Genomic DNA, 25,919 nt, shown 5'->3' on the forward strand with positions numbered 1-25,919 from the left:
TGTCCAAACGCCATGAAGCACTATATCGCTGTTTTTTTAGTTGCCTGCCTGATCCTTCCGGTATCGGGAACATTTCTTTGGCTCACCTTTCAACAAAAGCAAGTGCGGAAAGAAGTAAAACGTGAACTGATGGCGAACGCTCACGAAGCCGACTTAAAGCTGCTTATTTTCAGCAAAGAAGACAGTGAACGCCTGGACTGGAAACATGAGAAAGAATTCGAGTATCAAGGCAGCATGTACGATATCGTTTCGACAGCGATAAAAAATGACAGTCTTTATTATCGCGTGTTCCCCGATAAAAAAGAAACGAAGTTAAATCGGCAATTAGAAAAACTGGCAATCGATGCGTTCGGAAAAGATCCGCTGCAAAAGGACAAGCAGCGCCAACTTCGGCATTTTCTTTCGATTCTGTTTTTCTCAACACCAGATGAATGGCATCCATGGAGCCCGAACAGCTTCTTAACAACAATAGACACCTACGCCAATACTTTTCATTCGATAGTACTGTTATTGGACGACCCACCCCCACAGTATTCTCTTCATACGTAAGCTTATTTACTATTTCTAATCATTTCGGGAACGGTTCTTGTGGCCGTATTCCCGAGCCTATTTTTTTTTACAACTACTATGAAGAAACTATTACTGGGTCTTGTGATATGCCTACTGGCGAGTCCGGTGCTATCACAAACCATTACTATTACTGATGCCGAAACAGGAGAACCGTTAGAACTGGTTACCTTATACAGTGCGGCTCCACGGGCATCAGCAACTACAAATTATGAAGGACAAGCCAATATAGCCGCTTTTGAAGATGCCGAGGCAATTGAAATTCGATCGCTTGGATATGCACAACAAACAAAGAGCTATTCGGAGCTTTCCAACCAAAATTTCGAATTGGCCTTGACACCGCAAAATTTTACCATGGATGAAATCGTGATCTCCGCGACCCGTTGGAATCAATCTTCGAAAGATATTCCTTCCAAGATCACCACCATTAGTCCGCAGGAAATTGCGCTTCAGAATCCTCAAACAGCAGCAGATCTGCTCGCGCTCTCAGGCGGTGTTTTCATACAGAAAAGTCAGCAAGGCGGGGGAAGTCCGCTCATCCGCGGGTTTGCCACCAATCGGCTATTGTATACCGTAGATGGGGTTCGCATGAACACCGCCATTTTTAGAGGCGGAAACATTCAGAACGTGATTTCCTTAGATCCCTTTACCATTGAAAATGCTGAAGTATTATTTGGTCCTGATGCTGTTATCTACGGAAGTGACGCAATTGGAGGCGTGATGAGCTTTCGCACTTTAACACCACAATTTTCAACGGAAGACAAGCCTCTGGTATCCGGAAAGGCCGTCGCTCGATTTGCCTCTGCTAATAACGAGAAAACCGGCCATTTTGATGTGAACGTAGGCTGGAAAAAATGGGCGTTCCTTTCCAGTATTAGCTATACCGATTTTGATGATCTGAAACAGGGCAGTGAAGGACCTAACGAGTTCTTGCGCCCCTTCTATGTGGAGCGTCGCGACAGTATGGATGTGGTGGTGACCAATGAAGATCCAAGAGTACAAGTTCCTTCGGGATACTCACAGATCAATATGATGCAAAAAGTGCGCTATCAACCTAATGAGAACTGGGATTTTCAATACGGATTTCACTACTCGGAAACCTCCGATTACGGTCGCTACGATCGTCATCTTCGAATGCGCAACGGAGCACCACGCTATGGAGAATGGAGCTACGGGCCTCAAAAGTGGATGATGAACAACCTCAACGCTACGCATTATAGCAATACGACACTCTTTGATGAAATGGCTATTCGATTGGCCATTCAGAATTTTGAAGAAAGTAGGATCAGTCGCAATTTTAATGATGAGACGCGTGAAACGAGAGTCGAAAAAGTGGATGCCTATTCGGCCAATTTGGATTTTACAAAATTGATCGGTGAGCGCCATTCGTTATTCTACGGACTGGAAGTGGTTTACGATGACGTGAATTCAACCGGAACCGACACCAACATCCTTTCCGGCGAAAGTCGGCCCGGACCGAGTAGGTATCCACAGGCCACCTGGGCTTCTTATGCCGCGTATGTTTCAGACCAATTTAAAGTAAGCGAACAGGTGCTACTTCAAGGAGGTTTGCGATATAATTATTTTACGCTCGACGCCGAATTCGATACTCGGTTTTACCCCTTTCCTTTTGAAGAGGCTAATTTGAACAATGGTTCCTTAACCGGGAATCTCGGCGTGGTGTATCGACCAGCAGACGACTGGGTGTTGAGCGCCAACGCTGCCACCGCCTTCCGGGCTCCCAATGTAGATGATGTTGGGAAAGTATTTGACAGCGAACCGGGAGCAGTGGTGGTTCCGAATCCTGATCTTAAGGCAGAATATGCCTACAATGCTGATGTAGGTATTGCGAAAATCTTCAATGATAAGGTAAAAGTAGATGTAAGCGCCTACTACACCCGTTTAAAAAATGCCTTAGTGCGGCGCGATTTCCAATTGAACGGACAAGACAGTATCGTGTATGATGGTGAATTGAGTAAGGTACAAGCCATTCAGAATGCCGCAGTGGCTCGTGTCTTTGGAATACAAGCAGGTGTCGAAGTAAAATTACCGGCCGGCTTTGGGTTCTCGTCTCAATTTAATCTACAAGATGGAGAAGAAGAGTTGGACGATGGCACTACGAGCACATCCCGACACGCAGCCCCTTGGTTTGGCGTGTCGCGCTTGACCTTCAAAACGCGGAAATTAAATCTTCAGATGTATATTGACTATAGCGGTGAACGCGCCTTTGAAGATTTGCCCATAAGCGAACAGAGCAAAACCGAGATCTATGCGATTGACGACAATGGCAATCCATATGCACCCGGGTGGTATACGCTCAATTTTAAAGCGAATTATCGCCTTACGGAATTACTGTCCGTCAATGCAGGGCTAGAGAATATTACCGATCGAAGATATCGACCCTACAGTTCGGGAATTTCTGGGCCGGGTAGAAACTTTATTTTGGCGCTACGCGCACAATTATGACAAAAAAACCTTCAGAATTTATAGCGCTGCCTTCCTGGACGGGGAGGCAGTTTGTTTTTGTAGAATGCAGAGGGCACATGGCTTCACTACATCAAAGTAGTTTTGCGCTTCCACCAACGCTTGTTCTATTTTGGTAGCCTCTAGAGTAATCCTCGCGTGGATATCAGGAAGAATTTCACATTGAGAGCGATGCAAATAGTGTGTGTTTTGAAGACGTGCTTTTTTTCCGACGAAAAACATGGGGAACGATCTTTAGCAACAAAGTTACATTAAATTAACACTGCCTTAACATTTCAGTGAAAACTTAACATTGACCCGGTAAGTGGCTTAAAATGAGAAGCCAAAGATTCCTGTGACGCCAAATTCACGCGCTCCTGGATTGTCGAGGTAATTACCACGGAAGTTGAAGTCTAAGCGAAATATTCTGAAAATGTTGCCAATTCCAACACTGTATTCCCAATAGATGTCTTCGGGTGCCTGAAGCAGCAAACCGTTAGGCGCATTAAGCGCGATATTCTCATCTGAAATTTGCCCATAAACCGCCCTAAAGCCAATGACTTCTCGTAGGTCAAGATCGCGAAGACCGGGAATCCTGGAGAAAATACGCCCTCCAAAGTTGTGCTGAAGGTGCAAACTCACATAGGTATCGCTTACAAATTCGTAGAAATCTAAATTCGCAAACGTGTTATAAAGACTGAAGTAGGTTTGGTTTCCGGGAATCGGACTCAACAGCCCTAATGGAACGGGATCTAAGATAGTACCTGCTTCGACCGTAGATAACAGTCTTCCAAAACCACCCAGATTCCAAGGTTGCGTGTATAGCCCTTGTATTTTTGAATACTCGAAATCTCCTCCCAAAATATCTTGCATTCCGTAGGTATACCCTGCATAAAAACTGGGATAGTCACCGTCGTTGATGATGGTTCTTTCCACTCCGTATCCAGACGTTTTTCGTTGCGGGGTGTAAAAAAGTCCTACCTCGATCTCGGGTTGCTGAATTTCACTTTGAACCACACCATTTTCATCAAAATAATCCAGACTAAACGTTTCCGTGGCCGACCTTAAGGTTCGGTAGGATCCGGTCACCCGCACATTGAAGTTCTTAGCTGGTTCTAAAGAAAATCCAGCCGTGGTGAGGTTGATCCGCGTGAGGCGATCGTTCGCCCCTACGGAAATTAACGAGGAAGATGCCAGGCTTCTCCCCAACACGTCATTGCTATTGGTAAGGCTAGCTCCCGTTTGCTCTACATCCTTTCGATTTCCTGCGAAAACGGTGAGTCGCGATTTCCGATCCAGCAACCATTTTGCCGAAATCCCGTACTTAAAACGATCGTCGCGAAAACCATATGCACCGAACACTTCCACCCGCCAGGGATCATTCTGACTGAAGTAGGTGCGCCCTCCAACGCGCACCCGGAATCCTTCCGCTTCATTAAATCCGAAAATTGAGAACACAGGTCCCACATCTACATTGCCTACTTGATAATAGCCCGTAGCAAGGGTCGCTCCAATATTGTATAATGTTTGAAATCTTGGAATGGTCTTCAGCGTATCCAGCATTTGATATACGCCTTTTTCATCTTTACTGAGCTGTTCCATTCGCTTCTCATCCCAGTAAGAGTCGGGGCGATTATAGATAGCCTCACTGTACGGATCTACTTGCTCTCCGTAGAAACTTTTGTCCTTCGGAATATCGAAGGCGTAATTGTCGTATAAAGTGGTTCGTTTTCCGTAGACTCCCTGCGCTTCTTCCTTCTTTCGGAAACTAAAATCACTTAAAAAATAATCACGGGTAATAAGGAAAATTGAATCGTTTAACACGTCGAATTCCTGCTCAATATAGACCTCACGAACCCAGTTCAAATTGGCGCTTTTACTGGCCTGAAGGTTAATTTCTTTGATCGCCCAGGTGGTATCATTCACCCAGAAGTCGCCTTTAAAGGTAAGTTCGTTCTTACGTCGTGGGTAATAGACAATGTTATAGCACCACTTGTTGTCTCGATAGGCACTATCTAAGAGCACGTAGTTGTACACGTCGATTCCGGTGCGGGACAACGGACTCGTAAACGCCTTGTCAAAAAACTTCAGGTAATTATCGTAGACGTTGTATTCTTTGTACAGATCCTTTACAAAGGCGATCAAGGTTTGGTTATTGCTAAAACCACTGTTCTTATTTCCTTCCAGGATCTCTTTTTCTTCCTTCAGCACATTGTCTCCGTATACCTGACTGTACGCCTCGTTCACGAAGATGGGTAAATAACTGTTTCCAGTGACAGCAGAAGTATCAATTTGATCCCAAATGAATTCCATTCCTTTGAAAACATTGCTATTGATGAGCGTAGAATCAATGGTGTTTAAATCGAATTCCAATTTCTCGTACTTGTCGTAACTGTACTGCTTGAATTTTTTCACGCCATTCTCACGCCGATTTTCCCATATCTTACGAAGAATGACCAGTGCCGGATTATCTTTTTTAGAGGTTTTTCCACTGAAGATAACAACCTCATCAAGGGCTGCCGCCTCTTCTTCAAGAGTAACCTCCATTCCATAGGTGGCACGGGTTTCCAAAGCGACCTCTTTGGAGGTAAACCCGATAAACGAAAAAACAACTATCTCCTGCGTAGTATCGCTCTCTAAGTAAAACCTACCGTCTTCATTGGTAATTGTTCCCTCGTTGGTGTCTTTAAAGATGACGTTTACAAAAGGAAGGCTCTCACCGTTAACATCGGTTACCACCCCACTTACTTTCGATTGTGAAAAAAGCACAGAAGTAAGCAACAAAAAGATAAGGGGTAACAGTATTCTCATAGCAAGATTTGGACCTTTTGAAAAGGAAAACGGTAAGTTGCAAAAAATAGTGCGGTTCGCTTAGCGATATAACACTTTTTTAACGGCTTTCACCACATCCTCGCTGTTCGGCAACCATTCTTTTAACAAGGCTGGAGAATACGGTGCCGGAGTATCGGCCGTATTTATTTTTTCGATGGGAGCATCCAGATAATCAAACGCTTTACTTTGCACCTGATAAATGATTTCTGTTGCGACATTTCCGAAAGGCCAAGCTTCTTCCAAAATGACAAGACGATTGGTTTTCTTTACCGATTCCAGGATGGCATCGTGATCCATGGGGCGCACCGTGCGCAGGTCGATGATCTCACATTCAATACCGTCTTCTGCAAGGGTTTCTGCAGCTTTGTAAGCCTCTTTGATAATCTTTCCGAAAGAAACAATGGTCACATCAGAACCTTTTCTTTTGATATCGGCCACACCAAGAGGAATCAAATATTCGCCTTCAGGCACCTCCCCTTTATCCCCGTACATCTGCTCGCTCTCCATAAAGATCACAGGGTCGTCATCGCGAATAGCGCTTTTCAGCAAGCCTTTGGCATCAGCCGGATTACTGGGCACTACCACTTTGAGTCCGGGACAGTTCGCAAACCAGCTTTCAAACGCTTGCGAGTGTGTGGCGGCGAGTTGTCCTGCGGAAGCGGTTGGCCCACGGAAGACAATTGGACACGGAAACTGACCCCCGCTCATTTGACGTATCTTCGCGGCGTTGTTGATGATTTGATCGATCCCCACCAAGGAAAAGTTGAAGGTCATAAATTCAATGATCGGTCGGTTGCCTGTCATCGTGCTACCCACACCAACACCGGCAAAGCCCAATTCGGAAATAGGAGTGTCGATCACACGTTTGGGACCAAATTCATCCAACATTCCTTTACTGGCTTTATAGGCTCCGTTGTATTCGGCTACTTCCTCTCCCATCAAATAAATGGATTCGTCGCGACGCATTTCTTCGCTCATCGCTTCGCAAACCGCTTCCCGAAATTGAATTGTCTTCATAAAATGTTTTGAATAATTGCTGCTGAAACGTTTCAGACGGACAAAAATAATGGGAAAATGGCAAGCATGGAAACTTTTGCTCCATTTTTAGCGCGATTTATTATGCATGCATAGGAAAATTCCAATTATAATTGTATCTTCGTAGCCGCGAAAACAAACGGTCGATAACGTTTTTGTTTAGAACCGGATACTAACGATAAAAAATCTTCAAATTTTATGAAAATATTAGTGTGTATTAGCCACGTGCCGGATACAACGTCCAAGATCAACTTTACCGATGGAGACACTAAGTTTGATACCAACGGAGTTCAATTTGTGATCAATCCTAATGACGAATTTGGTCTTACGCGAGCTATGTGGTTCAAAGAGAAGCAAGGTGCTACCGTACACGTCGTAAATGTAGGGGGACCGGAAACCGAACCCACGCTTAGAAAGGCCTTAGCTATTGGGGCCGATGAAGCCATTCGAATTAATATGGCCCCTACCGATGGATACTCTGTCGCCAAACAATTGGCACAGGTGGTGAAGGAGGGTGATTATAATCTCATTATTGGCGGTCGTGAATCCATTGATTACAACGGAGGGATGGTGCCTGGAATGATTGCGCATCTTACTGGGGCAAGTTTCGTGAATAACTGCATCAGTCTCGAAATTGAGAACGATACAGCTACTGCCATTCGGGAAATCGACGGTGGAAAGGAGACCCTAAAAACAAGCCTACCGTTGGTGATTGGAGGACAAAAAGGGTTGGTAGAAGAAAGTGATCTTCGCATTCCGAACATGCGCGGTATCATGCAAGCGCGTTCAAAACCACTTCAAACAAAAGAAGCGGTGGATGCTGCTGCGGAAACACAAGCCGTCCAATTTGAAAAGCCAGCGCCTAAAGGAGCTGTGAAACTAGTAGACAGCGTGGACGCATTGGTGGATCTTTTACACAATGAAGCCAAAGTGATATAACGGATTTTTCCGAAGTCAGTTAACAATAAAAAAGAAGTACATGTCAGTTTTAGTATATACAGAATCAGAACAAGGAACTTTTAAGAAAGCGGCACAGGAAGTGGTGAGCTACGCCAAAGGGATAGCAGATGCTATGGGGACTACCGTTACGGCTGTCGCCGTGAATGGAGACAGTCCCGAATCGCTAGGGCAATTTGGCGCATCGAAGGTGTTGTCGGTACAAAATGATGCCTTAAAAGCCTTTAACGCGGAAGCCTACTCGGATGTCATTGCCGCCGCTGCACGAGAAGAAGACGCTAAGGTCGTCGTAATTTCCTCTACGGCGAATGGAAAATTTGTGGCGCCCATCGTAGCTGCCAAACTAGATGCAGGATACGTTCCTAACGTCACCGGGCTACCCGAAAACACCGAGCCATTTCAAGTAAAACACAGTGTTTTTACCAACAAGGCCTTTGCAACTACCGAGATCAAAACAGAAGTGAAAGTTGTAGGCTTGGCGAAAAACGCCTATGGCGTTCACGAAAACGCAACAGATGCAAGCACCGTTGATTTTAGTCCGGAAACCAACAATGGAAATGTAGAAACCGTTTCAGTGGATAAAGCGACCGACAAAGTGACCATCGCCGACGCGGAGATCGTGGTTTCTGGAGGACGCGGATTAAAAGGTCCTGAAAATTGGGGAATGGTGGAAGAACTTGCGGAAACCTTAGGTGCGGCTACGGCTTGCTCTAAACCGGTTAGTGATATGGGGTGGCGCCCGCATAGCGAACACGTTGGGCAAACAGGAAAACCCGTTGCATCTAATTTGTATATCGCCATTGGAATTTCCGGAGCGATTCAGCACTTAGCCGGAATCAATGCTTCCAAAACGAAGGTGGTCATCAATAACGACCCAGAAGCGCCTTTCTTTAAGGCAGCCGACTACGGAATTGTAGGCGATGCCTTTGAAGTGGTTCCCCAACTCACGGAAAAATTAAAAGAATTCAAGGCACAGAACGGCTAAAATTTTAGTAATTTGCGCCACGAAAAAGGGGCTGTTTAATAAGGTTTATCCCTTGTTAACCTGCCCTTTTTATTTTAATTTTAGTTCGCAAGCGAGGACAACGCCTAGTGGAATCGGGCGATACCCTAACGACGGGGACTCCTCTACGTATATCGCAATCTATGAGTTTGGTACGCCTCAACATAAAAGGAATTTCTTACAGTCAGACCCAAAATGGCGCCTATGCCTTGATTTTAAGCGAAAATGATGGCAATCGAAAATTACCCATTGTAAATTGGAGCCTTTGAAGCCCAATCAATTGCCATCGCCCTTGAAAAAGAAATCAAACCACCGCGTCCTCTCACTCACGATCTCTTTAAGAATTTTGCCGATCGCTACGAAATCGTCGTAAAACAGGTCATTATTCATAAACTTGTAGACGGAGTCTTTTATTCGAGCATCATTTGCGAACGCGACGCGTTGGAAGAAATTATCGATGCACGCACTAGCGACGCCATCGCTCTGGCACTCCGATTTCAAGCGCCTATTTTTACCTACAAGAATATTTTAGACAAAGCGGGAATTTATCTAAAAACCTCCGCTAAGAAAAAGGACGAAAAGGCTTCCGAAGAAAAAATTATCGAAGAACTCATTGCGGGCGAAGACAAAGAATCGGTATCGAAAGCGAAGAAAGACTACACCAAGTTCACGAAAAAGGAACTCAATAAAATGCTGGATGAGGCCGTTGCAAACGAAGACTACGAAACAGCGGCACAATTGCGCGATGAACTTTCTAAACGAGGAGAATAATGAAGCGTAACTACCTTCTCATCCTATTGGGATGTTTGTTTGCTTGCACCGGAATTTCACAAAATATAGAACGTGACTGGACGTTTTCATCCATCACAGATACCACTGGAGAAACCATTACTGCGGTCGATGACACTAAGGATTACTTCCGACTGGACAGTGGCCGTTTTGAGTATGCTCTTGAAGCAAAAGCATTGGAAGCATCAGGAGATTATATGTTTCAGAACAACCTACTCGTTTTCTTCTACGAACAACCTTCCGACACCCTTCGCAGATATCGAGTTTCCCAACTTACGGACAGTACGCTTGTGCTCACGGAAAATGACATAAAGTACGCCTTTACGTCGCCCACAGCGGTAGAAGTAAGTACGGTCACTCCAACAGAAAACGACAAAAGCAATTTGGCCTTAGACAATTCTCAAGGATTGGGGGTCAACACGCAAAGCATCTTCCGCGGCGTCTTGGGAATGGTATTTTTATTAGCGGTGTGTTTTGCACTTAGCAGTAATCGACGTCGCATTAATTGGCGATTGGTTGGGACAGGGCTCGCCCTGCAACTGCTCTTCGCAATTTTAGTACTGAAAGTTCCTGTGGTTGCACAAGTCTTTGATTGGGTTTCAGACAAGGTGGTTACCTTCCTGAATTTTTCGGAAAAAGGAGCAGAATTCTTATTTGGCGGACTCGTTACCGACATGGACACCTTTGGCTATATTTTCGCATTTAAAGTGCTCCCCACCATTGTATTTTTCTCGGCTTTTACGTCCTTGCTGTATTACCTCGGAATCCTTCAATGGATCGTTAAAGGTTTCGCATGGGTAATGAGCAAAACCATGCAACTTTCGGGCGCCGAAAGTCTTGCCGCAGCAGCCAATATTTTTATCGGGCAAACGGAAGCACCGCTCGTGGTAAAACCGTATCTGGATCGCATGACAAAGTCGGAGATCCTGTGCCTAATGGTTGGAGGGATGGCGACCATTGCGGGAGGAGTACTCGCCGCCTTTATCGCGTTTTTGGGTGGGGATAGCGATGTTGAAAAAATCATTTTTACAAAACACTTGCTTACCGCATCTATCATGTCGGCTCCGGCGGCCATCATTATCGCTAAAATGCTGTATCCGGAAACCGAAACCGTAGACCGCACCTTAGACATCAGTAAAGACAAGATAGGTAGCAACATCTTGGACGCGGTATCCAGAGGAACCACAGAAGGACTCAAATTGGCAGTGAATGTGGGTGCCATGCTCTTAGTGTTTACCGCCATCATTGCCGTTTTCAACTGGGTTACTGTTGATTGGATAGGGGCTCCGTTAGGATTAAATGAAAAGATCGCTTCGGCCACCGAAGGACGCTATTCAGGATTTTCGATGCAGTATATCTTAGGAAATATATTTGCACCCGTCGCCTGGATTATAGGGGTTCCTTCCGAAGACATTACTGTAGTAGGACAGCTGCTCGGGGAGAAAACTATACTAAATGAATTTTACGCCTACGCTACACTGAGCGAATTAAAAGAAGCTGGTACTATCATTAACTATCGTTCGATTGTGATTGCCACCTATGCGTTGTGTGGCTTCGCTAACTTTGCGTCTATCGGAATTCAAATTGGAGGCATCGGAGTGTTAGCCCCCAGCAAGCGAGTGACCCTGGCAAAATTTGGCATAAAGGCATTAATTGGAGGTACTGTAGCCGCACTACTTACGGCGACCATCGCAGGGATGCTTATCGGGTAGTTAACTTTGTTTTACTACGGTATTGGCCCAATCAACGGCTTCTTCCACCGTGGCGAAATAACTAAAAGAACCATCAAACCAGGATTGTTCGGTCATAGCACTGGTTCGGGTATTTTCATTTTTTGAAACAATAGCTATCCCAACCATGTATTTCAGGTTTATTTCTTTGTATGCTTCTTCGGAAATGACGGAAGGCAATGTTCTATTGGAAATAAAAACAAATTTTCTCTTTTGAAAATGTCCTTCTGCTATCGACACTATTTCTTTTGCCTCATTACGACTAATATTCTCAGCCTCAAGATGAAACACCAAATAGTTTTCGAAACATTGCATCGTGCCAAATGGAGTCGTATACGTTTTCACAGGGTATGCATTTCTACACCTAAATTAACAAAATATTTGAAAAATGAAACCGTTAATAACTTATAATAAAACCCGCTAGTAACGGTTTACATTATAGGATGGCTTTGTTACTTTTATCTCCTAATTTTTTCTCATGAAACAGTACCACGACCTCATTAAACACGTGCTAGAACATGGCCACGAGAAAGGAGACAGAACCGGGACAGGAACGATAAGTGTCTTTGGGTATCAAATGCGATTTGATCTAAGCGAAGGATTTCCTATGGTTACCACCAAAAAATTGCACTTAAAGTCCATTGTCCATGAATTGCTTTGGTTCCTGAAAGGGGACACCAATATTGAATACCTTCAAGAGAATGGAGTGCGTATTTGGAACGAATGGGCGGATGAGGCAGGAAATTTAGGTCCGGTTTACGGACATCAATGGCGCAATTGGAACAATGAAGAGATCGATCAGATCAAAGACATCATCACCACCCTCAAAAACAACCCCGATAGCAGACGCATGCTGGTAAGCGCCTGGAACCCCAGTGTGATGCCTGACACCTCCCAATCTTTTGCCGATAATGTGGCGCAAGGAAAAGCCGCTCTGCCGCCCTGCCACGCCTTTTTTCAATTTTATGTCGCCAACGGAAAATTATCCTGTCAGTTGTACCAACGAAGCGCTGATATTTTCTTGGGGGTTCCTTTCAACATTGCCTCCTATGCGCTACTCACCATGATGGTTGCACAGGTTTGCGGATACGAAGCGGGAGACTTCATCCACACCTTTGGTGATGCTCATATTTATAGCAATCATAGAGCACAAATCGATTTGCAATTATCGCGTGATCCGCGTCCGCTGCCTAAAATGTTGATAAATCCAGATGTAACCGATATATTTGGCTTCAAATTTGATGACTTTACCCTAAAAGACTACAATCCGCATCCTCATATCAAGGGAGCGGTTGCCGTTTAGTTGAAACCCTACTTTATGAAAAACCTTATTATTGCCCTTTTGCTAGTTAGTACTACTTCCTTATTCGCGCAGCGTGAGTGGGGAAATCTTGAAAAAAATGAATTGACCATGCGTGAACTAGCCCCCATCTGGCCGGGCTGTGAAGACGGAAATGCCTCTCAAAGAGATGCCTGCTTTAAAAAGAAGTTAGCCACGCATATCGCAAAGAATTTTAAATATCCTTCCGAAGAATACAAGAATAATATTCAAGGCCGTGTGGTAATAACATTTTTTATTACGGAAGCCGGATTAGTGGAAATCAAAAGTGTAAGTGGCGGTAATGAAAACTTACAAGCGGAAGCCAAACGCAATATCTCTTCAATTCCGAAAATGTCGAAACCAGGCATGATGGGAGGAAAACCTCGCGCCATTAAATACACGGTTCCGATTACCTTCAGCACGGGAAAATAGCATTTAACAATCCTTAAACAAAGAGGCTACCCTTATTTCGTATCTTTAAAGTGTTGCCATAAACGGCAGCACTTTTTTGTATGATCACAACCAACAAGCTGGTTTCCTTCTTTCTGGAAACGCGTGCCTATACCGAAACCCTTTGCAAACCGTTAGAAATTGAAGACTATGTGGTGCAACCCATCGTAGATGTTTCTCCTCCCAAATGGCATCTAGGGCATACTACCTGGTTTTTTGAAGAATTTATTCTGAAACCTCACCATCCGACATACGAGGTATTTCATGAGGATTTCTCTTACGTTTTCAACAGTTACTATGAAACCGTAGGGAAGCGTGTGATGCGTTCCGATCGCGGCAACCTATCCAGGCCCGGTGTAGCAAAGGTGTATGATTACCGACATTATGTGACGGAAGCACTTGAAACACTTCTATCAGGACCGGTGACAGAGGAAGTGGAAGCCCTCCTGGAAATAGGAATACATCACGAAAAGCAGCATCAGGAACTATTGATCACAGATATTAAGTATATTCTGGGTCACAATCCCCTGTTACCTAAATATGCCGATGATGTTTCAGAGCATCTTCCCGAACCCAATAAAAGCACTTGGATTTCCATTCCCGGAGGCATCTACGCCATTGGTCACGACGGAACCGGTTTTCATTACGATAATGAAATGGGTAGACACGAAGTATTACTGGAGCCTTTTGAAATAGCTTCCAACCTCGTTACCAACAGAGACTTTCTAGCATTTAGGAACGACGGAGGCTATCAAGATCACAATCTCTGGCATGCAGAGGCATGGGATTGGGTACAACAGCAGCAGATCAATCGCCCCATGTATTGGCATCAAGTGGATGGAAAATGGCACTATTATACGCTCAACGGTCTTCAACCCATTGACCCCGAAGCTCCTCTTTGTCACATATCGTATTTTGAAGCCTTTGCGTACGCCCAATGGAAGGGGTGCCGTATTCCCACTGAGTTTGAATGGGAAGCGGCTCAAGACGAATTTAATTGGGGTCGGCGCTGGGAATGGACCGAGAGCGCATACCTGCCTTATCCCCGCTATAAGAAAGCACCAGGCGCTATTGGCGAGTACAATGGCAAATTTATGGTAAATCAAAAAGTATTGCGCGGAGGGTCGGTGGCCACTTCTCCAAAACATACAAGAGCCACCTATCGAAATTTTTTTCAACCCAATTTGCGGTGGCAATTTACCGGCCTTCGCCTCGCTAAATAATAGTCCTTTTATGCCAACTCAAGTAGCCAACTCCTTCGACACCATGTTTCAGCAAGACGTGTACGACGGACTCACATCTCACCCGAAATACCTATACTCCAAATATATCTATGATCAGAAAGGCGATGCCCTATTTCAAGACATCATGGCGATGCCCGAATATTATCTTACCGGGTGCGAGTATGAGATCATTGATACCCATTCTGAAGAAATAGCTTCCCTTTTTGAAGATAAAGAGACCGGATTTGACTTGATTGAATTGGGGGCAGGCGACGGAAAAAAAACCAAAGTACTGCTGAGGGAGTTAGTGGCACAGCAGATCGATGTTACCTATAAACCCATTGATATTAGCCAGAATGCCATCGATTCTCTGGCGGCTTCCTTAACCACCGAATTTCCGCACTTAGAGGTAGCCCCAGAACGCGGGGAATATTTTAAAGTGCTCAATCGATTGAAAAGTTTTACCGACCGTAAAAAGGTCATAATGGTATTGGGCTCAAATATTGGCAATTTGCTGCATCCTAAAGCCATTAACTTTTTAACGCAATTGCAGCAAAGTCTTGCGGAAGGAGATCTATTGTTCATGGGATTCGACCAAAAGAAGCACCCACAAACCATTCTAGACGCCTATAATGATCCCGCCGGTATTACCGAAGCCTTTAATAAAAACATACTGCATCGTATTAATGCAGAACTCGGCGGTGACTTTGAAGTCGATAAGTTTACCCATTGGGAAGTCTACGATCCCGAAACAGGAACAGCCAAGAGCTTTCTGGTGGCAACCGAGGCGATGAAGGTGTGTATAGATGCCCTTGACCTTACTATTACCTTCGATCCATGGGAAACGATTCACACAGAAATATCGCAGAAATATAACGATAAGATCGTATCTTGGTTGGCCGAAGAATCTGGGTTACGCATCCGAACTTCTTATTCGGACCAAAAAATGTATTACAAGAATTACGTATTTGAAAAAGGGAACGGTTAAATGAAACATCGTACGATAGCGTTGATATTAGGTTTGTTGATTGTGGGCTTCGGAAGCTGTGAAAGTCCGGTGAAACAACATAATGAATTGCTATTGCCAAAAGTAGATTGGTCGGCTCACGAATGGAAAGGAGAGCACACAGACAGCTTGGAAAGCGGAAGCACCTATCTTCCGGTCTATTCTGAAATTTACCAACGTACCGATGCATACACCTACCCGCTTACCATCACGGTGAGTATTCGCAACATGAGTAAAAGTGACACTATTTTTCTTCAAAATGCTGAATACTTCAACACCCATGGTGATCTTATCAGAGACTACGTAAAGAGCAAAGTGTTCGTAAAACCCATGGAAACCATAGAGATCGTGGTTCGTGAAGATGATCTTCATGGCGGTACTGGGGCCAATTTTATGTTTGACTGGGAAAAAAACCCGGGCACCGTAGACCCGCTCTTCGAGGCAGTAATGATTTCAACTACGGGACAGCAAGGTCTTTCCTTTACCACTCGTGGCGTTCGTAAGTAACGTCTGGCGCTTACAGAAAGTCGAGCAATTGTTGCAAATCGTCTTCCGTATTGTAAAAATGAAACCCCACACGAATTCCTCCTCCCCGTTGCGAAACCACTATTCCTGCTGATTTCAAGCGATTGAACAACGCTTGATCTCCCTTTAGATTGAAGAATGGAGCATGTTGTTTTCGATCTGCAAACGCTTCCGCTAAGCGACCCTTTTCAATAAAAGCGAGCAAGGCCTTGTGCGCGAGTTTTTTACTAGCTGAATATAATTCGGCTTTTCCCCATTGTTCGATAAGCTTTAGAGATTGGCCCATACTTCCGAAGGGTATCGGTGCTAAATGTCCGGGTTCCCAATGCTTCATAAAGCGGCTCGCTCCCGGCGGACTTCCAAACCCTTCTGAAGAATTGAACCCCACTGTTTTCGGAAAAATATGCTTCTGCGCTGCTTCCTTGATCATAAAGAAACCATTTCCGTAGCCACTCAACAACCACTTGTAAGCACTACCTCCCATGACGTCGACAGCGCTGTTTTGAAAGGAGAAAGTAGCTGTGCCCAGATATTGAGTGCCATCTGCGATTAATAACATTTGAGGGTGGTATGCCTTTACCTGGTGCAAAAAATCCTCCGAGATTTGAAGTCCGTTGAGCCATTGTGTCTGACTAAAAATAAAGATATCCGGACGGTGTTCGGCAATAGCGGTTTCAATATTTTTTTCCAGATTGGTATCTACCTTCGCATAGCAAACATCAAAATCGCGATGTTCTACCGGCCAGTTTACGGATGGGTAATCATTCTCCAGTAGCAGGATTTCTTGCCCCTGGGGTAGGCTATCCAGTAGCATATTAAACCCCAATGAGAAATTTGGAACCAGGGCAACCGTATCGCTAGGAGTATTGAAAAATCCGGCAATCCGATCACGTACGCTTTCGATGAGCTTAATAGCTTGTCCATAATCGCTTCCATGGGCAAGAAATGCTTCCTCTTGCTCACTGCGCCAGGTCGCGAGAGAGGTAGATAACAATCCTGAAGCAGGCGTGTTTAAATAGGTTTTTTCGGCAAGCGCGGGAAACTCATTTCTGATGGCATTCATAGGATTAACGATTGAAAAACGGTATTTTTACGATACGCTTAAAAGTAACCAACTATGGCTTCAAAAACCAACAAATCGGCAAGAATCGACGCCGAACAACGCGAACAATACGAATATGCCCGCAGACGCATCAAGCAAAAGAAGCGTTTGATGCAGCATTTCATTATCTTCTTAGCGGGCGCTGTGCTATTTATCATTCTCAATCCCGTATTGGGCGTAGGGGAAGATTTTCTCATCGCCGACTGGTATATATGGGCGATCCTTATCTGGGCTTTTATTTTGATCATTCATGTGTTCAATGTGTTTTTGATGAACAAGTTTATGGACAAAGAATGGGAGAACAGACAATTGGAAAAGCTAAAAGCCAAGCAGGAACAACGCATCGCTGAACTTGAAGCAGAGGTACAGAAAGATCAGGCACCAGACGTGCAACTTCCGACGGAAGAAGAAGTAAAAAAAAAGGAACATCCCAATCTCCTACCCCCCGACGTAGAATGATTACCCTTATTGCGGCAGCCGGCGAAAATAACGAATTGGGAAAGGATAATGACCTTGTATGGCACCTTCCGGATGACTTCAAACGCTTTAAACGGCTCACCACCGGCCATCATATCATTATGGGGCGAAAGACTTTTGAATCCTTTCCGAAGCCGTTACCCAACCGCACTCATATTGTCATCACCCGGAATAGGGACTACCATAGAAATGGTATTATTATAGTTCATACGCTTTCCGAAGCCATAGAAAAAGTTACTGAAGACGATCAACCGTTCATCATTGGAGGCGGTGAAATCTATCGTCAAAGCATGGAGATCGCACGAAAAATAGAACTTACCAGAGTGCATGGTACCTTTGCAGCCGATACCTATTTTCCCGAGATTCCGAAGAAACAATGGAAGTTGATCGAAACAAAATCGCATGAAAAAGATGACAAACACGCTTACCGATTCACCTACGAAACCTGGGTGAGAAAGTAATTCAGTTTGAAGCATATTCTTTCCGAAATAGCGAAACAACACCAGTGGCACATTATTAAAGCGAAACCCCTGTCGGGAGGCGATATCAATGCCGTCTATCTCTTGGAATGTTCTGAAATTTTTGTGGTGGTTAAACTGAATCAAAGCAATGCCTTTCCCGGCATGTTTTTCGCTGAAGCCAAAGGACTTTCGTTGTTGGCCTCTTCCAATAGTTTCCGCATTCCGGAAGTTTTGGCTACAGGACAATGTGATGAATACGACTATTTGTGTTTAGAATACATCCCCAATCGCGCTCCAAAGGCTGCCTTCTGGAAACAATTTGCTTCAAAACTCGCAAGCCTGCACTCGGTTACCTCCCCACAGTTCGGATTAGATCACGATAATTATATTGGTAGTTTGCCCCAGCAGAATGCAACCCAGCCCGATGCTGCTTCTTTTTACCTGGAGGAACGATTACAGCCGCAACTGGCGCAATCTGGGGTGTTGGGTTTTACCTTTCCGAAGGCAGCCTCAGCCTTTAAAAACATCGCTAAAGAAATTCCTCAAGAGCCTGCTAGTTTGATCCATGGCGATCTGTGGAGCGGTAATTTTTTAGCTTCGGAAACTGGCGAACCGGTTTTGATCGATCCCGCCGTAGGGTATGCTCCACGAGAAATGGATTTGGCCATGATGGCGTTATTCGGTGGCTTTCCTGCGGAAGTATTCGACCACTATACGGAACAGTTTCCCTTGGAGTCTGGATGGAAAGATCGGCAAGAATTGTGGCAGTTATACTACTTGTGGGTACATCTTAACATCTTCGGAAGAAGTTACTACGGCCGAGTTGCCGATATTCTGAAGCGCTATTCTTAATAGAATGGTTATTTTTGCTGCTACTAAAAGTTATGTAAACGCAATAAATCTATGAAAGCATATATATTTCCTGGCCAAGGCGCTCAATTTTCAGGAATGGGGCAAGACCTCTATGAAGCTTCTCCCATGGCAAAAGACTTGTTTCAAGAAGCTAATGAGGTACTGGGGTTTGACATCACCAAAATCATGTTTGAAGGTGCTGCCGAAGAACTGAAAGAAACAAAAGTAACCCAACCGGCCATATTTCTACATTCCACCATCCTTGCCAAGGTGTTAGGCGATTCCTTTCAACCCGATATGGTTGCCGGACATTCCCTAGGAGAACTCTCTGCATTAGTGGCCAATAGAACATTGGCATTTGGAGACGGACTCCAACTGGTCTCAAAGCGTGCACAAGCCATGCAGAAAGCTTGTGAACTGGAGCCTTCTACCATGGCAGCGGTATTAGGACTTGAAGATAGCACCGTGGAAGCCATCTGCGCGGATGTCGCCGGAACAGTAGTAGCCGCAAATTATAATTGCCCAGGGCAGTTGGTGATAAGTGGTGATGTGGCAGCCGTGGGAAAAGCGTGTGAGGCGATGTCGGAAGCCGGAGCCAGAAGAGCTTTAGTATTGCCAGTAGGAGGCGCATTTCACAGTCCGTTGATGGAACCGGCACGAGAGGAACTGGCCGCAGCCATCGAGGCGGTTCGCTTTACAGCACCAGCATGTCCTATATATCAGAATGTAAGTACCTTCGCGGTGACGGATCCTGCCGAGATCAAAAAGAACCTTATTTTTCAACTCACCGCACCGGTAAAGTGGACGCAGAGCATTCAGAATATGATACAAGACGGAGCAACACAATTTATAGAAGTAGGCCCCGGAAATGTATTACAAGGACTGGTACGAAAGATTGATCGTAGCGTTCAGACAGAAAAAGCGACGCTATAGCGAAAATCACCCCCAAACTAAAAAAGCCCTCAATTTGAGGGCTTTTTTAATACATTAGGTGTCTATTAAGCACTTAAAGAACAGGACTTGCAGTCCTTGATTTCCCCGTAATAGGTTTCACGATATTTGTGAACCGTTTTCACGGGAATATTTAAAAATCGTTTTTGGATATACACCACGTTTGCGGTTAAAATCCCCATTTTTTCGGAAAATCGTTTCTCTTGTTTGGTCTTTCTTCTGACCGTTACTAGCTTCATTGTCTTGGTTTTGTGCAAAGAAACAAAGGATCCTTCCCGAGCCCAAGCGATACTTGTTAAAGCTATGTTAAGACCTTGTTAATCCTTATAAACAACACCGTGTTTCATCACGAATACCACATTTTCCATAGTGTCGATCGTACGGGTAGGATCGTCTTCCACCGCGATGATATCTGCTAAGAAGCCTTCTTTAATTTGCCCAAGAGATGTTTCCATGTCAAGCAATTTTGCATTGGTAATGGTAGCTGATTGCAAGGTGGCCATTGCCGGCATTCCGGCTTCCACCATATAGCCAAATTCCTTTCCGTTTTGCCCATGCGGAAACACACCGGCATCGGTACCAAACGCAATATTCACTCCCTCTTCATACGCCATGGCGTACATATTTTGGATCTTGGAACCAATTTCCAATGCCTTGGGCACGATAATCGCCGGATAATATCCGGGTTCCTTTGCTTTATCCGCTACATAGCGCCCTGCAGAAATGGTAGGTACTAAATACGTTCCGTATTGCTTCATTAAGGCCGCGGTTTCCTTATCCATTAAAGAACCGTGTTCTATGGTCGTAACACCAGCGCGAATGGCTCGTTTCATACCTTCAATGCCGTGGGCGTGTGCCGCCACTTTCATGCCGTATTCCTTCGCCGTGCGTACAATTTCATCTACTTCTTCTTGCGTAAATTGAGGATTTTGTCCGCTTTTCGCCACACTTAAGACTCCCCCTGTGGCGGTAATTTTTATCCAATCGGCACCGTTTTTGTAACGTTGTCGTACCGCCTTTCGTGCGTCATCAACACCATTAATCACTCCCTCTTTAGGCCCTGGATCTCCCATCAATTCTCGATTTCGACCATTGGTAGGGTCTGCGTGACCTCCTGTGGTTCCGATCGCTTTTTCCGCCGTGAACACACGAGGACCCTTCACTTTTCCTCGGGCAATCGCATCTCGTAACGCTACATTCACGCCACTCCCCCCCAGGTCTCGTACCGTGGTAAAACCGGCCATCAAGGTACGCTCGGCAATTTCTGCGGCATTATAGGCAACGTCGGCGTCGTTTAACGTAAAGGTTTCTAGATACCGGTTGGGATTGGTTTCACCTTCAATATGAATATGCATATCGATCAATCCCGGCATGACTGTTTTGTCACTGAGATCGATGACGACATCGTCTGCGCGTTTCGTGGCAAAAAAGCCATCTCGAACCTGAGTGATCTTATTACCTTGAACGACGATCGTTTTTTGTTCTGAAATCGTTCCGGATTGGGTGTCTACCAATTTTCCGCAATGAATGTAAGTACTCTGGGCCGTAAGACCTCCAAACGCAAGAATAAAAATGAGACAGTAAAGATATTTCATAATGAATAATTATTGGTTTCTAATTTGTTGCTCCCACTTCCAAGCGGAAGCTAGCGCCTCCTCCATTGACTTTTTTGCCTTCCACCCAAGGACATTGTTCGCTTTAGTGGTATCGGCATACACCGAAACAACGTCACCTTGGCGTCTATCGGTTACCTCGTAGGGTAACGTGATTCCGGTTGTTTTTTCAAAAGCTTGGATCACTTCTACGACCGAACTTCCTTTCCCGGTACCTACATTAAATACTTCAAACGCTTCTTCAGATTGTTGCTGTAGCAATCGCTGTAAAGCTACCACATGAGCTTCAGCCAGATCTACTACGTGAATATAGTCGCGTATGCAACTGCCATCTGCTGTAGGATAATCGTTTCCGAAGACCCACAGTTTTTCTCGTATCCCTGCCGCGGTTTGCGTTATAAAAGGCACCAGGTTCTGCGGAACGCCTACGGGAAGTTCTCCAATTTGAGCCGACTTATGGGCTCCAATCGGATTAAAATAGCGGAGCGAAATGGCTTGCAGCTTAGAAGCCGCACAGGTATCTCTTAAAATTTCTTCATTGATCTGTTTGGTATTGCCATAAGGAGAAGTGGCCTGCTTTACCGGAGCTTGCTCGGTAATTGGGAGTTGATCTGGTTCCCCATAAACAGTACATGAGGAACTAAAGATGATATTGGGAATTTGATGTTCGATACAGTTCTGAAGCAGATATACCAGAGAATGAAGATTATTCTCATAATACAACAGCGGATTTTCAACACTTTCACCCACCGCCTTGCTCGCCGCAAAGTGAATAATGCCGTCCAAATCTTGATGTTCTCGGAAGAAATCGGCTACAGCCGACTTATCTCTAAGTTCCAGTCGCTCAAATTCTGGGGCCGTGCCTGTAATGGCTTCAATACCCACCAGTACGTCAATGGAAGCATTGGAAAGATTATCCACCACTACCACTTTAAACCCCCTTTCCTGAAGCGCGACTACGGTATGAGAACCGATGTATCCTAACCCACCTGTTACGAGTATTTTTTTCATGATGAGGTTACAAATTCTATCACCGCTTGAGTGATGTAGTCAATTTGTTCGTTGTCTAATTCGGTATGCATCGGTAGGGAAATCACTTCCTTGACCAATTGATTGGTTACCGCAAAATCTGCTTCTTGATAACGGGTATCGGCATATGCTTTTTGCAGGTGAAGTGGAATAGGATAATAGACGCCACAAGGTATTCCGCGCTTATTCAAGAAGGCTACCAATCCGTCGCGATCGGTGTCTAATACGCGCAATGTATATTGATGAAAGACATGACAGTCGCATACGTCGCAAATTCCTAAAGCCGCGTCACAAAAACCGGTTGGTGTGACAATTTTTTCTACACCTTGAAAGGCCTTTGTATAGGCTCTGGCAGCATTTCTCCTGCTAGCGTTGTATTGATCAAGTAGCGGCAATTTTGCCCGCAATATGGTCGCCTGAATAGAGTCCAGGCGCGAATTCACCCCTACCACGTCATGATGATACCGCACGTACATTCCGTGATTTACGATTCCTCGAATAGTGTGAGCTAAGGCATCGTCGTTGGTGAAAATGGCACCGCCATCACCATAGCATCCCAGATTCTTGCTCGGAAAGAAGGAGGTTGAACCCACGTGCCCAATGGTTCCTGTTTTTTTCTTGCTCCCGTCCTTGGAAGTGTACGTGCCTCCAATGGCTTGTGCGTTGTCTTCGATTACGTACAACTCGTGCTTTTTGGCGAGCTCCATTAGTTCGTCCATGGGCGCGGCAAGTCCAAATAAGTGCACCGGCACAATGGCTTTTGTCTTTGGTGTGATCGCTTTGGCTACCGCTTCAATGTCTATATTGAAACTCACCGGATCCACATCCACCAACACAGGGGTAAGACCCAACAAAGCGATCACCTCTACGGTAGCCGCAAACGTAAAATCGGCGGTAATCACTTCATCCCCGGGTTGCAACCCCAGACCCATCATGGCAATTTGTAGGGCGTCGGTTCCGTTTGCACAGGGAATGACGTGCTTCACATCTAAATAAGCTTCTAATTCTTGTTGAAACGCCTGAACTTCAGGACCGTTAATATAGGCGGTGGAAGAAATTACTTCCAGCACCGATTGATCTACCTGTTCCTTTATTTTTTCGTATTGACCTTTCAGGTCGACCATCTGTATTTTTTTCATACGCTGCGTTGAAATCTCCTATTATATACCTCGTAAAATTACAAATTTGTTCGCGTTAAACCGGCTTGAAAAAAGCTTTTTAGCAATAAGCGGAATGTTTCCGTTATCTTTGTTCTCTTCGATCCTGAAATTGCCGAGAGCGTTCATGCAACTTTTATACAACTTCTTAATTCGACTATCGTACGCCGCCATTTGGTGCCTCCAAGTGGTTAGTCCGAAACTGAAGACCTTCGTTCGAGGGCGCACTCAAAGTTTTCCGAAGCTTACCAACCACCTACAGCCACATGACAAAACTATGTGGTTTCACTGCGCTTCTTTAGGAGAATTTGAACAGGGTCTTCCTATCATGGAAGCCATGAAAAAAGCCTATCCCGCCTTCAAAATAGTCGTATCATTTTTTTCTCCTTCGGGTTATGAAGTGAAGAAGGACGCCCCTATAGCCGATGTGGTGGTCTATTTACCCTGGGATACCCCCTCCAACGCCAAACGGTTTGTTACGCTCGTGAAACCTAGTTTCGCCTTTTTTGTGAAGTATGAATTTTGGCCCAATTATTTGAAAGAATTAAAATCGAAGGAGGTGCCTACGTTTCTGGTATCGGGACTTTTTCGACCAAAGCAACTTTTTTTTAAGTCGTATGGAGGTTTCTATCGGAACGCACTGGGGAATTTTGATCACTTTTTTCTTCAAAACACAGCTTCTGAAACCTTGCTTCATGGCATCGGACTCACGAATACGACAGTAAGTGGAGACACGCGATTTGATCGTGTGGCCAAGCAAATTGAAATGGACAATACAGTGCCCCTGGCGGAGCAATTTGTACAAGACAAGCTTTGTTTGGTCTGCGGAAGTACTTGGCCTGAAGATGAAACCGTATTGCTTCCGTTTCTTCAAGACCTTCCGGAAGGGGTTCGATGCATTCTTGCCCCTCACCATGTAGATGCTGCGACCATTCGTCGGCTTCAAACCGCATTAGGGGAAAAGAGCCTATTATATTCCGAAGCAAAACAGCGCTTGCAAAAACCTGAGGCGACAATATTGATTATTGACAACATCGGACTCCTAAGCAAGCTATACAGTTATGCTGATATTGCCTACGTGGGAGGCGCCATGGGCAGCACCGGCCTACATAATATTTTGGAACCCGCTACTTTTGGAGTGCCGATCGTTATTGGTAAGAACATTGAAAAATTTCCAGAAGCCAAACGATTGCGGCAGTTAGCAGGGTTGTACGTGGTAGATCGTGCCGCAGCCTGCACCGAACGCCTTCAACACTTTATCCAAGACAAAACCTTCCGAGAAAAAACCGGAATGATTGCAGGCCATTACATTAATAGTAATACAGGGGCCACGGCAACTATCCTAGATTTTCTTCAGAAGCATTACACCGTAACGGCCTGATTGAGATAGCGCCGAAACGGAAGCATTTCTTTGTAGATTTCAACAACTACCTCTTCAAAATTGTCCGCCACAATTTCCGTTCGATTCAGTGGTCGTGTTACGGCAAACGATTTTCGCCTCAAGAGATTTATGTGCTCATGGTCTTGCGAAAAACCTTTGGGAGCGGTCTTTAACGGATCATCCACCACAAGCGAGCCAAACATTTTCTTAAAACTTGGGGTATCTAAGATCTTTTGCAACTCATTTCCGTTATAATCAATAGCCTGTCTTATGCTGCGAAGCAATTTTGAGTTGGGATGCCAATAGCCTCCACCAATAAAACACGCTTCCACGCCAAAGTGGAGATAGAAATCGCCTTGTTTGCTAACCTGATCGAGACCCGCGCCAAAATGATCCTTATAAACGGGACGGTTAGGATGAAACATTAAGTTATTATTGATTCGATTGATCGCTTTTTTACCCGGAGTATCAAAATAATCAGGGTCTAGCTGCGCCAAACGTAGGTTCATCTGGTCTAGCCAAGCAATAAAATCATCTCTAATGTCATGGTATTCGGACCGATGGTCGTCCATCCAATCGGTTGAATTATGCTGCACGAGGCGCTCTAGAAAAGAAAAAAGGGCGTTAAAATTCATATCTCGCATAAAAGTAGTAGTATCTCCAACGAAGCCACAAAAAATTTAATAAAACTTTACAATATGTCAAATGTTAAATCCTGTAGCTTTGTTTCCTAAATCAAAACCCTAACCTTATGAAACGTATTGTTTTAGTCATTGCCTTAGCTGCTTCTACAGCACTAACGTATTCTTGTAGAGAAACCACAGAAAAAGAGGTAATTCGCGAAGTTGAAGTGGAAACAACCGACGAAGAAGCCGAAGGAATTCTTGAGCGTACCGCCAAGGAGGTCGACAAAGAAGTCAATGAAGAGATCAACGAAGAAATTGACAAAATAGGGAACGACGATTAATTCTAAAACAACCTAATCAATTATTTTT

25 protein-coding genes and 1 pseudogene are annotated in these 25,919 nt (G+C 44.8%); 17 read left to right on the forward strand and 9 right to left on the reverse strand.

What is annotated here, in order from left to right:
* Positions 1 to 12: 12 nt before the first annotated feature.
* A complete protein-coding gene (locus tag PO830_RS05525; protein WP_272852543.1) occupies positions 13 to 549 on the forward strand; it encodes a hypothetical protein in 537 nt (178 codons plus the stop codon).
* Positions 550 to 627: 78 nt separating this feature from the next.
* Positions 628 to 3,033 carry a TonB-dependent receptor gene (locus PO830_RS05530; RefSeq protein ID WP_272852544.1) on the forward strand — a complete coding sequence of 802 codons (2,406 nt, stop codon included), beginning with the start codon at positions 628 to 630 and terminating at the stop codon, positions 3,031 to 3,033.
* 327 nt (positions 3,034 to 3,360) lie between these two features.
* Here PO830_RS05530 and PO830_RS05535 read toward each other — a convergent pair whose 3' ends face one another.
* Both PO830_RS05535 and PO830_RS05540 read right to left on the reverse strand, forming a co-directional pair.
* Positions 3,361 to 5,841, reverse strand: a complete 2,481-nt coding sequence (locus tag PO830_RS05535; protein ID WP_272852545.1) for a DUF5686 family protein — start codon at positions 5,839 to 5,841, stop codon at positions 3,361 to 3,363.
* A 60-nt stretch (positions 5,842 to 5,901) separates the two neighbouring features.
* Positions 5,902 to 6,879, reverse strand: coding sequence for a pyruvate dehydrogenase complex E1 component subunit beta (locus tag PO830_RS05540; RefSeq protein WP_272852546.1), 978 nt, complete (start codon positions 6,877 to 6,879; stop codon positions 5,902 to 5,904).
* Positions 6,880 to 7,095: 216 nt separating this feature from the next.
* On the opposite strand from PO830_RS05540, the gene PO830_RS05545 reads away from it, so the two are divergent.
* The 4 genes and pseudogenes from PO830_RS05545 to PO830_RS05560 all read left to right on the forward strand — a co-directional run bounded on the left by PO830_RS05545 (position 7,096) and on the right by PO830_RS05560 (position 11,358).
* The gene (locus PO830_RS05545) at positions 7,096 to 7,836 is read left to right on the forward strand and encodes an electron transfer flavoprotein subunit beta/FixA family protein (protein WP_272852547.1); all 741 of its coding nucleotides are present in this window, start codon (positions 7,096 to 7,098) and stop codon (positions 7,834 to 7,836) included.
* Positions 7,837 to 7,876: 40 nt separating this feature from the next.
* Positions 7,877 to 8,839: an electron transfer flavoprotein subunit alpha/FixB family protein gene (locus PO830_RS05550; RefSeq protein ID WP_272852548.1), complete on the forward strand. Its 963-nt coding sequence runs from the start codon at positions 7,877 to 7,879 to the stop codon at positions 8,837 to 8,839.
* A gap of 161 nt (positions 8,840 to 9,000) precedes the next feature.
* Positions 9,001 to 9,628: pseudogene (locus tag PO830_RS05555) on the forward strand (bifunctional nuclease domain-containing protein).
* Positions 9,628 to 11,358: a NupC/NupG family nucleoside CNT transporter gene (locus PO830_RS05560; protein ID WP_272852549.1), complete on the forward strand. Its 1,731-nt coding sequence runs from the start codon at positions 9,628 to 9,630 to the stop codon at positions 11,356 to 11,358. The pseudogene PO830_RS05555 and the gene PO830_RS05560 overlap by 1 nt, the downstream one beginning before the upstream one ends.
* Here the strand turns inward: PO830_RS05560 and PO830_RS05565 are convergent, their stop codons facing one another.
* On the reverse strand, positions 11,359 to 11,721 hold the full coding sequence (locus PO830_RS05565) for a hypothetical protein (RefSeq protein WP_272852550.1): 363 nt from the start codon (positions 11,719 to 11,721) through the stop codon (positions 11,359 to 11,361).
* Positions 11,722 to 11,854: 133 nt separating this feature from the next.
* Between PO830_RS05565 and PO830_RS05570 the strand changes: the two genes are divergently transcribed.
* The 5 genes from PO830_RS05570 (at position 11,855) to PO830_RS05590 (ending at position 15,883) form a co-directional block, all read left to right on the forward strand.
* Positions 11,855 to 12,679, forward strand: coding sequence for a thymidylate synthase (locus PO830_RS05570; protein ID WP_272852551.1), 825 nt, complete (start codon positions 11,855 to 11,857; stop codon positions 12,677 to 12,679).
* A 15-nt stretch (positions 12,680 to 12,694) separates the two neighbouring features.
* A complete protein-coding gene (locus tag PO830_RS05575; protein WP_272852552.1) occupies positions 12,695 to 13,129 on the forward strand; it encodes a TonB family protein in 435 nt (144 codons plus the stop codon).
* Positions 13,130 to 13,209: 80 nt separating this feature from the next.
* Positions 13,210 to 14,370, forward strand: a complete 1,161-nt coding sequence (egtB, locus tag PO830_RS05580) for an ergothioneine biosynthesis protein EgtB (protein ID WP_272852553.1) — start codon at positions 13,210 to 13,212, stop codon at positions 14,368 to 14,370.
* Positions 14,371 to 14,380: 10 nt separating this feature from the next.
* Positions 14,381 to 15,358 (forward strand): L-histidine N(alpha)-methyltransferase, encoded by a 978-nt coding sequence (locus tag PO830_RS05585; protein ID WP_272852554.1) that lies wholly within the window; start codon positions 14,381 to 14,383, stop codon positions 15,356 to 15,358.
* On the forward strand, positions 15,359 to 15,883 hold the full coding sequence (locus PO830_RS05590) for a DUF3124 domain-containing protein (RefSeq protein ID WP_272852555.1): 525 nt from the start codon (positions 15,359 to 15,361) through the stop codon (positions 15,881 to 15,883). It abuts the gene before it with no gap.
* Positions 15,884 to 15,893: 10 nt separating this feature from the next.
* Here the strand turns inward: PO830_RS05590 and PO830_RS05595 are convergent, their stop codons facing one another.
* Positions 15,894 to 16,964: an aminotransferase class V-fold PLP-dependent enzyme gene (locus PO830_RS05595; RefSeq protein WP_272852556.1), complete on the reverse strand. Its 1,071-nt coding sequence runs from the start codon at positions 16,962 to 16,964 to the stop codon at positions 15,894 to 15,896.
* Between the two features lie 54 nt (positions 16,965 to 17,018).
* Between PO830_RS05595 and PO830_RS05600 the strand changes: the two genes are divergently transcribed.
* From PO830_RS05600 to fabD, 4 genes are read left to right on the forward strand one after another with little or no spacing between them, the layout of a single operon-like run.
* Positions 17,019 to 17,462 (forward strand): 2TM domain-containing protein, encoded by a 444-nt coding sequence (locus PO830_RS05600; protein WP_272852557.1) that lies wholly within the window; start codon positions 17,019 to 17,021, stop codon positions 17,460 to 17,462.
* Entirely contained in the window at positions 17,459 to 17,941 is a 483-nt protein-coding gene (locus tag PO830_RS05605) for a dihydrofolate reductase (RefSeq protein WP_272852558.1), read from the forward strand. The genes PO830_RS05600 and PO830_RS05605 overlap by 4 nt, the downstream gene beginning before the upstream one ends.
* 6 nt (positions 17,942 to 17,947) lie before the next feature.
* Complete coding sequence (locus tag PO830_RS05610) at positions 17,948 to 18,793, forward strand: fructosamine kinase family protein (protein WP_272852559.1); 846 nt, start codon at positions 17,948 to 17,950, stop codon at positions 18,791 to 18,793.
* A 51-nt stretch (positions 18,794 to 18,844) separates the two neighbouring features.
* A complete protein-coding gene (gene fabD, locus PO830_RS05615) occupies positions 18,845 to 19,726 on the forward strand; it encodes an ACP S-malonyltransferase (RefSeq protein ID WP_272852560.1) in 882 nt (293 codons plus the stop codon).
* A 65-nt stretch (positions 19,727 to 19,791) separates the two neighbouring features.
* Here fabD and PO830_RS05620 read toward each other — a convergent pair whose 3' ends face one another.
* The 4 genes from PO830_RS05620 to PO830_RS05635 all read right to left on the reverse strand — a co-directional run bounded on the left by PO830_RS05620 (position 19,792) and on the right by PO830_RS05635 (position 23,525).
* The gene (locus PO830_RS05620) at positions 19,792 to 19,983 is read right to left on the reverse strand and encodes a hypothetical protein (RefSeq protein ID WP_272852561.1); all 192 of its coding nucleotides are present in this window, start codon (positions 19,981 to 19,983) and stop codon (positions 19,792 to 19,794) included.
* A gap of 78 nt (positions 19,984 to 20,061) precedes the next feature.
* A complete protein-coding gene (locus PO830_RS05625; RefSeq protein ID WP_272852562.1) occupies positions 20,062 to 21,339 on the reverse strand; it encodes a metal-dependent hydrolase family protein in 1,278 nt (425 codons plus the stop codon).
* Between the two features lie 9 nt (positions 21,340 to 21,348).
* Positions 21,349 to 22,368 (reverse strand): UDP-glucose 4-epimerase GalE, encoded by a 1,020-nt coding sequence (galE, locus tag PO830_RS05630; protein ID WP_272852563.1) that lies wholly within the window; start codon positions 22,366 to 22,368, stop codon positions 21,349 to 21,351.
* Positions 22,365 to 23,525 (reverse strand): DegT/DnrJ/EryC1/StrS family aminotransferase, encoded by a 1,161-nt coding sequence (locus PO830_RS05635; protein ID WP_272852564.1) that lies wholly within the window; start codon positions 23,523 to 23,525, stop codon positions 22,365 to 22,367. The genes galE and PO830_RS05635 overlap by 4 nt, the downstream gene beginning before the upstream one ends.
* A gap of 145 nt (positions 23,526 to 23,670) precedes the next feature.
* On the opposite strand from PO830_RS05635, the gene PO830_RS05640 reads away from it, so the two are divergent.
* Complete coding sequence (locus PO830_RS05640; RefSeq protein WP_272852565.1) at positions 23,671 to 24,924, forward strand: 3-deoxy-D-manno-octulosonic acid transferase; 1,254 nt, start codon at positions 23,671 to 23,673, stop codon at positions 24,922 to 24,924.
* Here the strand turns inward: PO830_RS05640 and PO830_RS05645 are convergent.
* On the reverse strand, positions 24,906 to 25,559 hold the full coding sequence (locus tag PO830_RS05645; RefSeq protein ID WP_272852879.1) for a DUF2461 domain-containing protein: 654 nt from the start codon (positions 25,557 to 25,559) through the stop codon (positions 24,906 to 24,908). The two genes, PO830_RS05640 and PO830_RS05645, sit on opposite strands and share 19 nt — an antisense overlap.
* A 116-nt stretch (positions 25,560 to 25,675) precedes the next feature.
* On the opposite strand from PO830_RS05645, the gene PO830_RS05650 reads away from it, so the two are divergent.
* Complete coding sequence (locus PO830_RS05650) at positions 25,676 to 25,891, forward strand: hypothetical protein (RefSeq protein ID WP_272852566.1); 216 nt, start codon at positions 25,676 to 25,678, stop codon at positions 25,889 to 25,891.
* Positions 25,892 to 25,919 lie beyond the last annotated feature (28 nt).

The sequence above is a fragment of the Altibacter sp. HG106 genome, assembly GCF_028561755.1.
Classification (GTDB): Bacteria; Bacteroidota; Bacteroidia; order Flavobacteriales; family Flavobacteriaceae; genus DFVG01.

What these genes read in the sequence shown, in the direction of transcription:
- PO830_RS05595 (WP_272852556.1), bottom strand. Translation starts at nt 16,964, where the DNA reads ATGAATGCCATCAGAAATGAGTTTCCCGCGCTTGCCGAAAAAACCTAT.
- galE (WP_272852563.1), bottom strand. Translation starts at nt 22,368, where the DNA reads ATGAAAAAAATACTCGTAACAGGTGGGTTAGGATACATCGGTTCTCAT.
- PO830_RS05525 (WP_272852543.1), top strand. Translation starts at nt 13, where the DNA reads ATGAAGCACTATATCGCTGTTTTTTTAGTTGCCTGCCTGATCCTTCCG.
- PO830_RS05600 (WP_272852557.1), top strand. Translation starts at nt 17,019, where the DNA reads ATGGCTTCAAAAACCAACAAATCGGCAAGAATCGACGCCGAACAACGC.
- PO830_RS05575 (WP_272852552.1), top strand. Translation starts at nt 12,695, where the DNA reads ATGAAAAACCTTATTATTGCCCTTTTGCTAGTTAGTACTACTTCCTTA.
- PO830_RS05620 (WP_272852561.1), bottom strand. Translation starts at nt 19,983, where the DNA reads ATGAAGCTAGTAACGGTCAGAAGAAAGACCAAACAAGAGAAACGATTT.
- PO830_RS05590 (WP_272852555.1), top strand. Translation starts at nt 15,359, where the DNA reads ATGAAACATCGTACGATAGCGTTGATATTAGGTTTGTTGATTGTGGGC.
- PO830_RS05540 (WP_272852546.1), bottom strand. Translation starts at nt 6,879, where the DNA reads ATGAAGACAATTCAATTTCGGGAAGCGGTTTGCGAAGCGATGAGCGAA.
- PO830_RS05645 (WP_272852879.1), bottom strand. Translation starts at nt 25,559, where the DNA reads ATGAATTTTAACGCCCTTTTTTCTTTTCTAGAGCGCCTCGTGCAGCAT.
- PO830_RS05530 (WP_272852544.1), top strand. Translation starts at nt 628, where the DNA reads ATGAAGAAACTATTACTGGGTCTTGTGATATGCCTACTGGCGAGTCCG.
- PO830_RS05605 (WP_272852558.1), top strand. Translation starts at nt 17,459, where the DNA reads ATGATTACCCTTATTGCGGCAGCCGGCGAAAATAACGAATTGGGAAAG.
- PO830_RS05545 (WP_272852547.1), top strand. Translation starts at nt 7,096, where the DNA reads ATGAAAATATTAGTGTGTATTAGCCACGTGCCGGATACAACGTCCAAG.
- PO830_RS05560 (WP_272852549.1), top strand. Translation starts at nt 9,628, where the DNA reads ATGAAGCGTAACTACCTTCTCATCCTATTGGGATGTTTGTTTGCTTGC.
- PO830_RS05585 (WP_272852554.1), top strand. Translation starts at nt 14,381, where the DNA reads ATGCCAACTCAAGTAGCCAACTCCTTCGACACCATGTTTCAGCAAGAC.
- PO830_RS05635 (WP_272852564.1), bottom strand. Translation starts at nt 23,525, where the DNA reads ATGAAAAAAATACAGATGGTCGACCTGAAAGGTCAATACGAAAAAATA.
- PO830_RS05570 (WP_272852551.1), top strand. Translation starts at nt 11,855, where the DNA reads ATGAAACAGTACCACGACCTCATTAAACACGTGCTAGAACATGGCCAC.
- PO830_RS05650 (WP_272852566.1), top strand. Translation starts at nt 25,676, where the DNA reads ATGAAACGTATTGTTTTAGTCATTGCCTTAGCTGCTTCTACAGCACTA.
- fabD (WP_272852560.1), top strand. Translation starts at nt 18,845, where the DNA reads ATGAAAGCATATATATTTCCTGGCCAAGGCGCTCAATTTTCAGGAATG.
- PO830_RS05550 (WP_272852548.1), top strand. Translation starts at nt 7,877, where the DNA reads ATGTCAGTTTTAGTATATACAGAATCAGAACAAGGAACTTTTAAGAAA.
- PO830_RS05625 (WP_272852562.1), bottom strand. Translation starts at nt 21,339, where the DNA reads ATGAAATATCTTTACTGTCTCATTTTTATTCTTGCGTTTGGAGGTCTT.
- egtB (WP_272852553.1), top strand. Translation starts at nt 13,210, where the DNA reads ATGATCACAACCAACAAGCTGGTTTCCTTCTTTCTGGAAACGCGTGCC.
- PO830_RS05640 (WP_272852565.1), top strand. Translation starts at nt 23,671, where the DNA reads ATGCAACTTTTATACAACTTCTTAATTCGACTATCGTACGCCGCCATT.
- PO830_RS05535 (WP_272852545.1), bottom strand. Translation starts at nt 5,841, where the DNA reads ATGAGAATACTGTTACCCCTTATCTTTTTGTTGCTTACTTCTGTGCTT.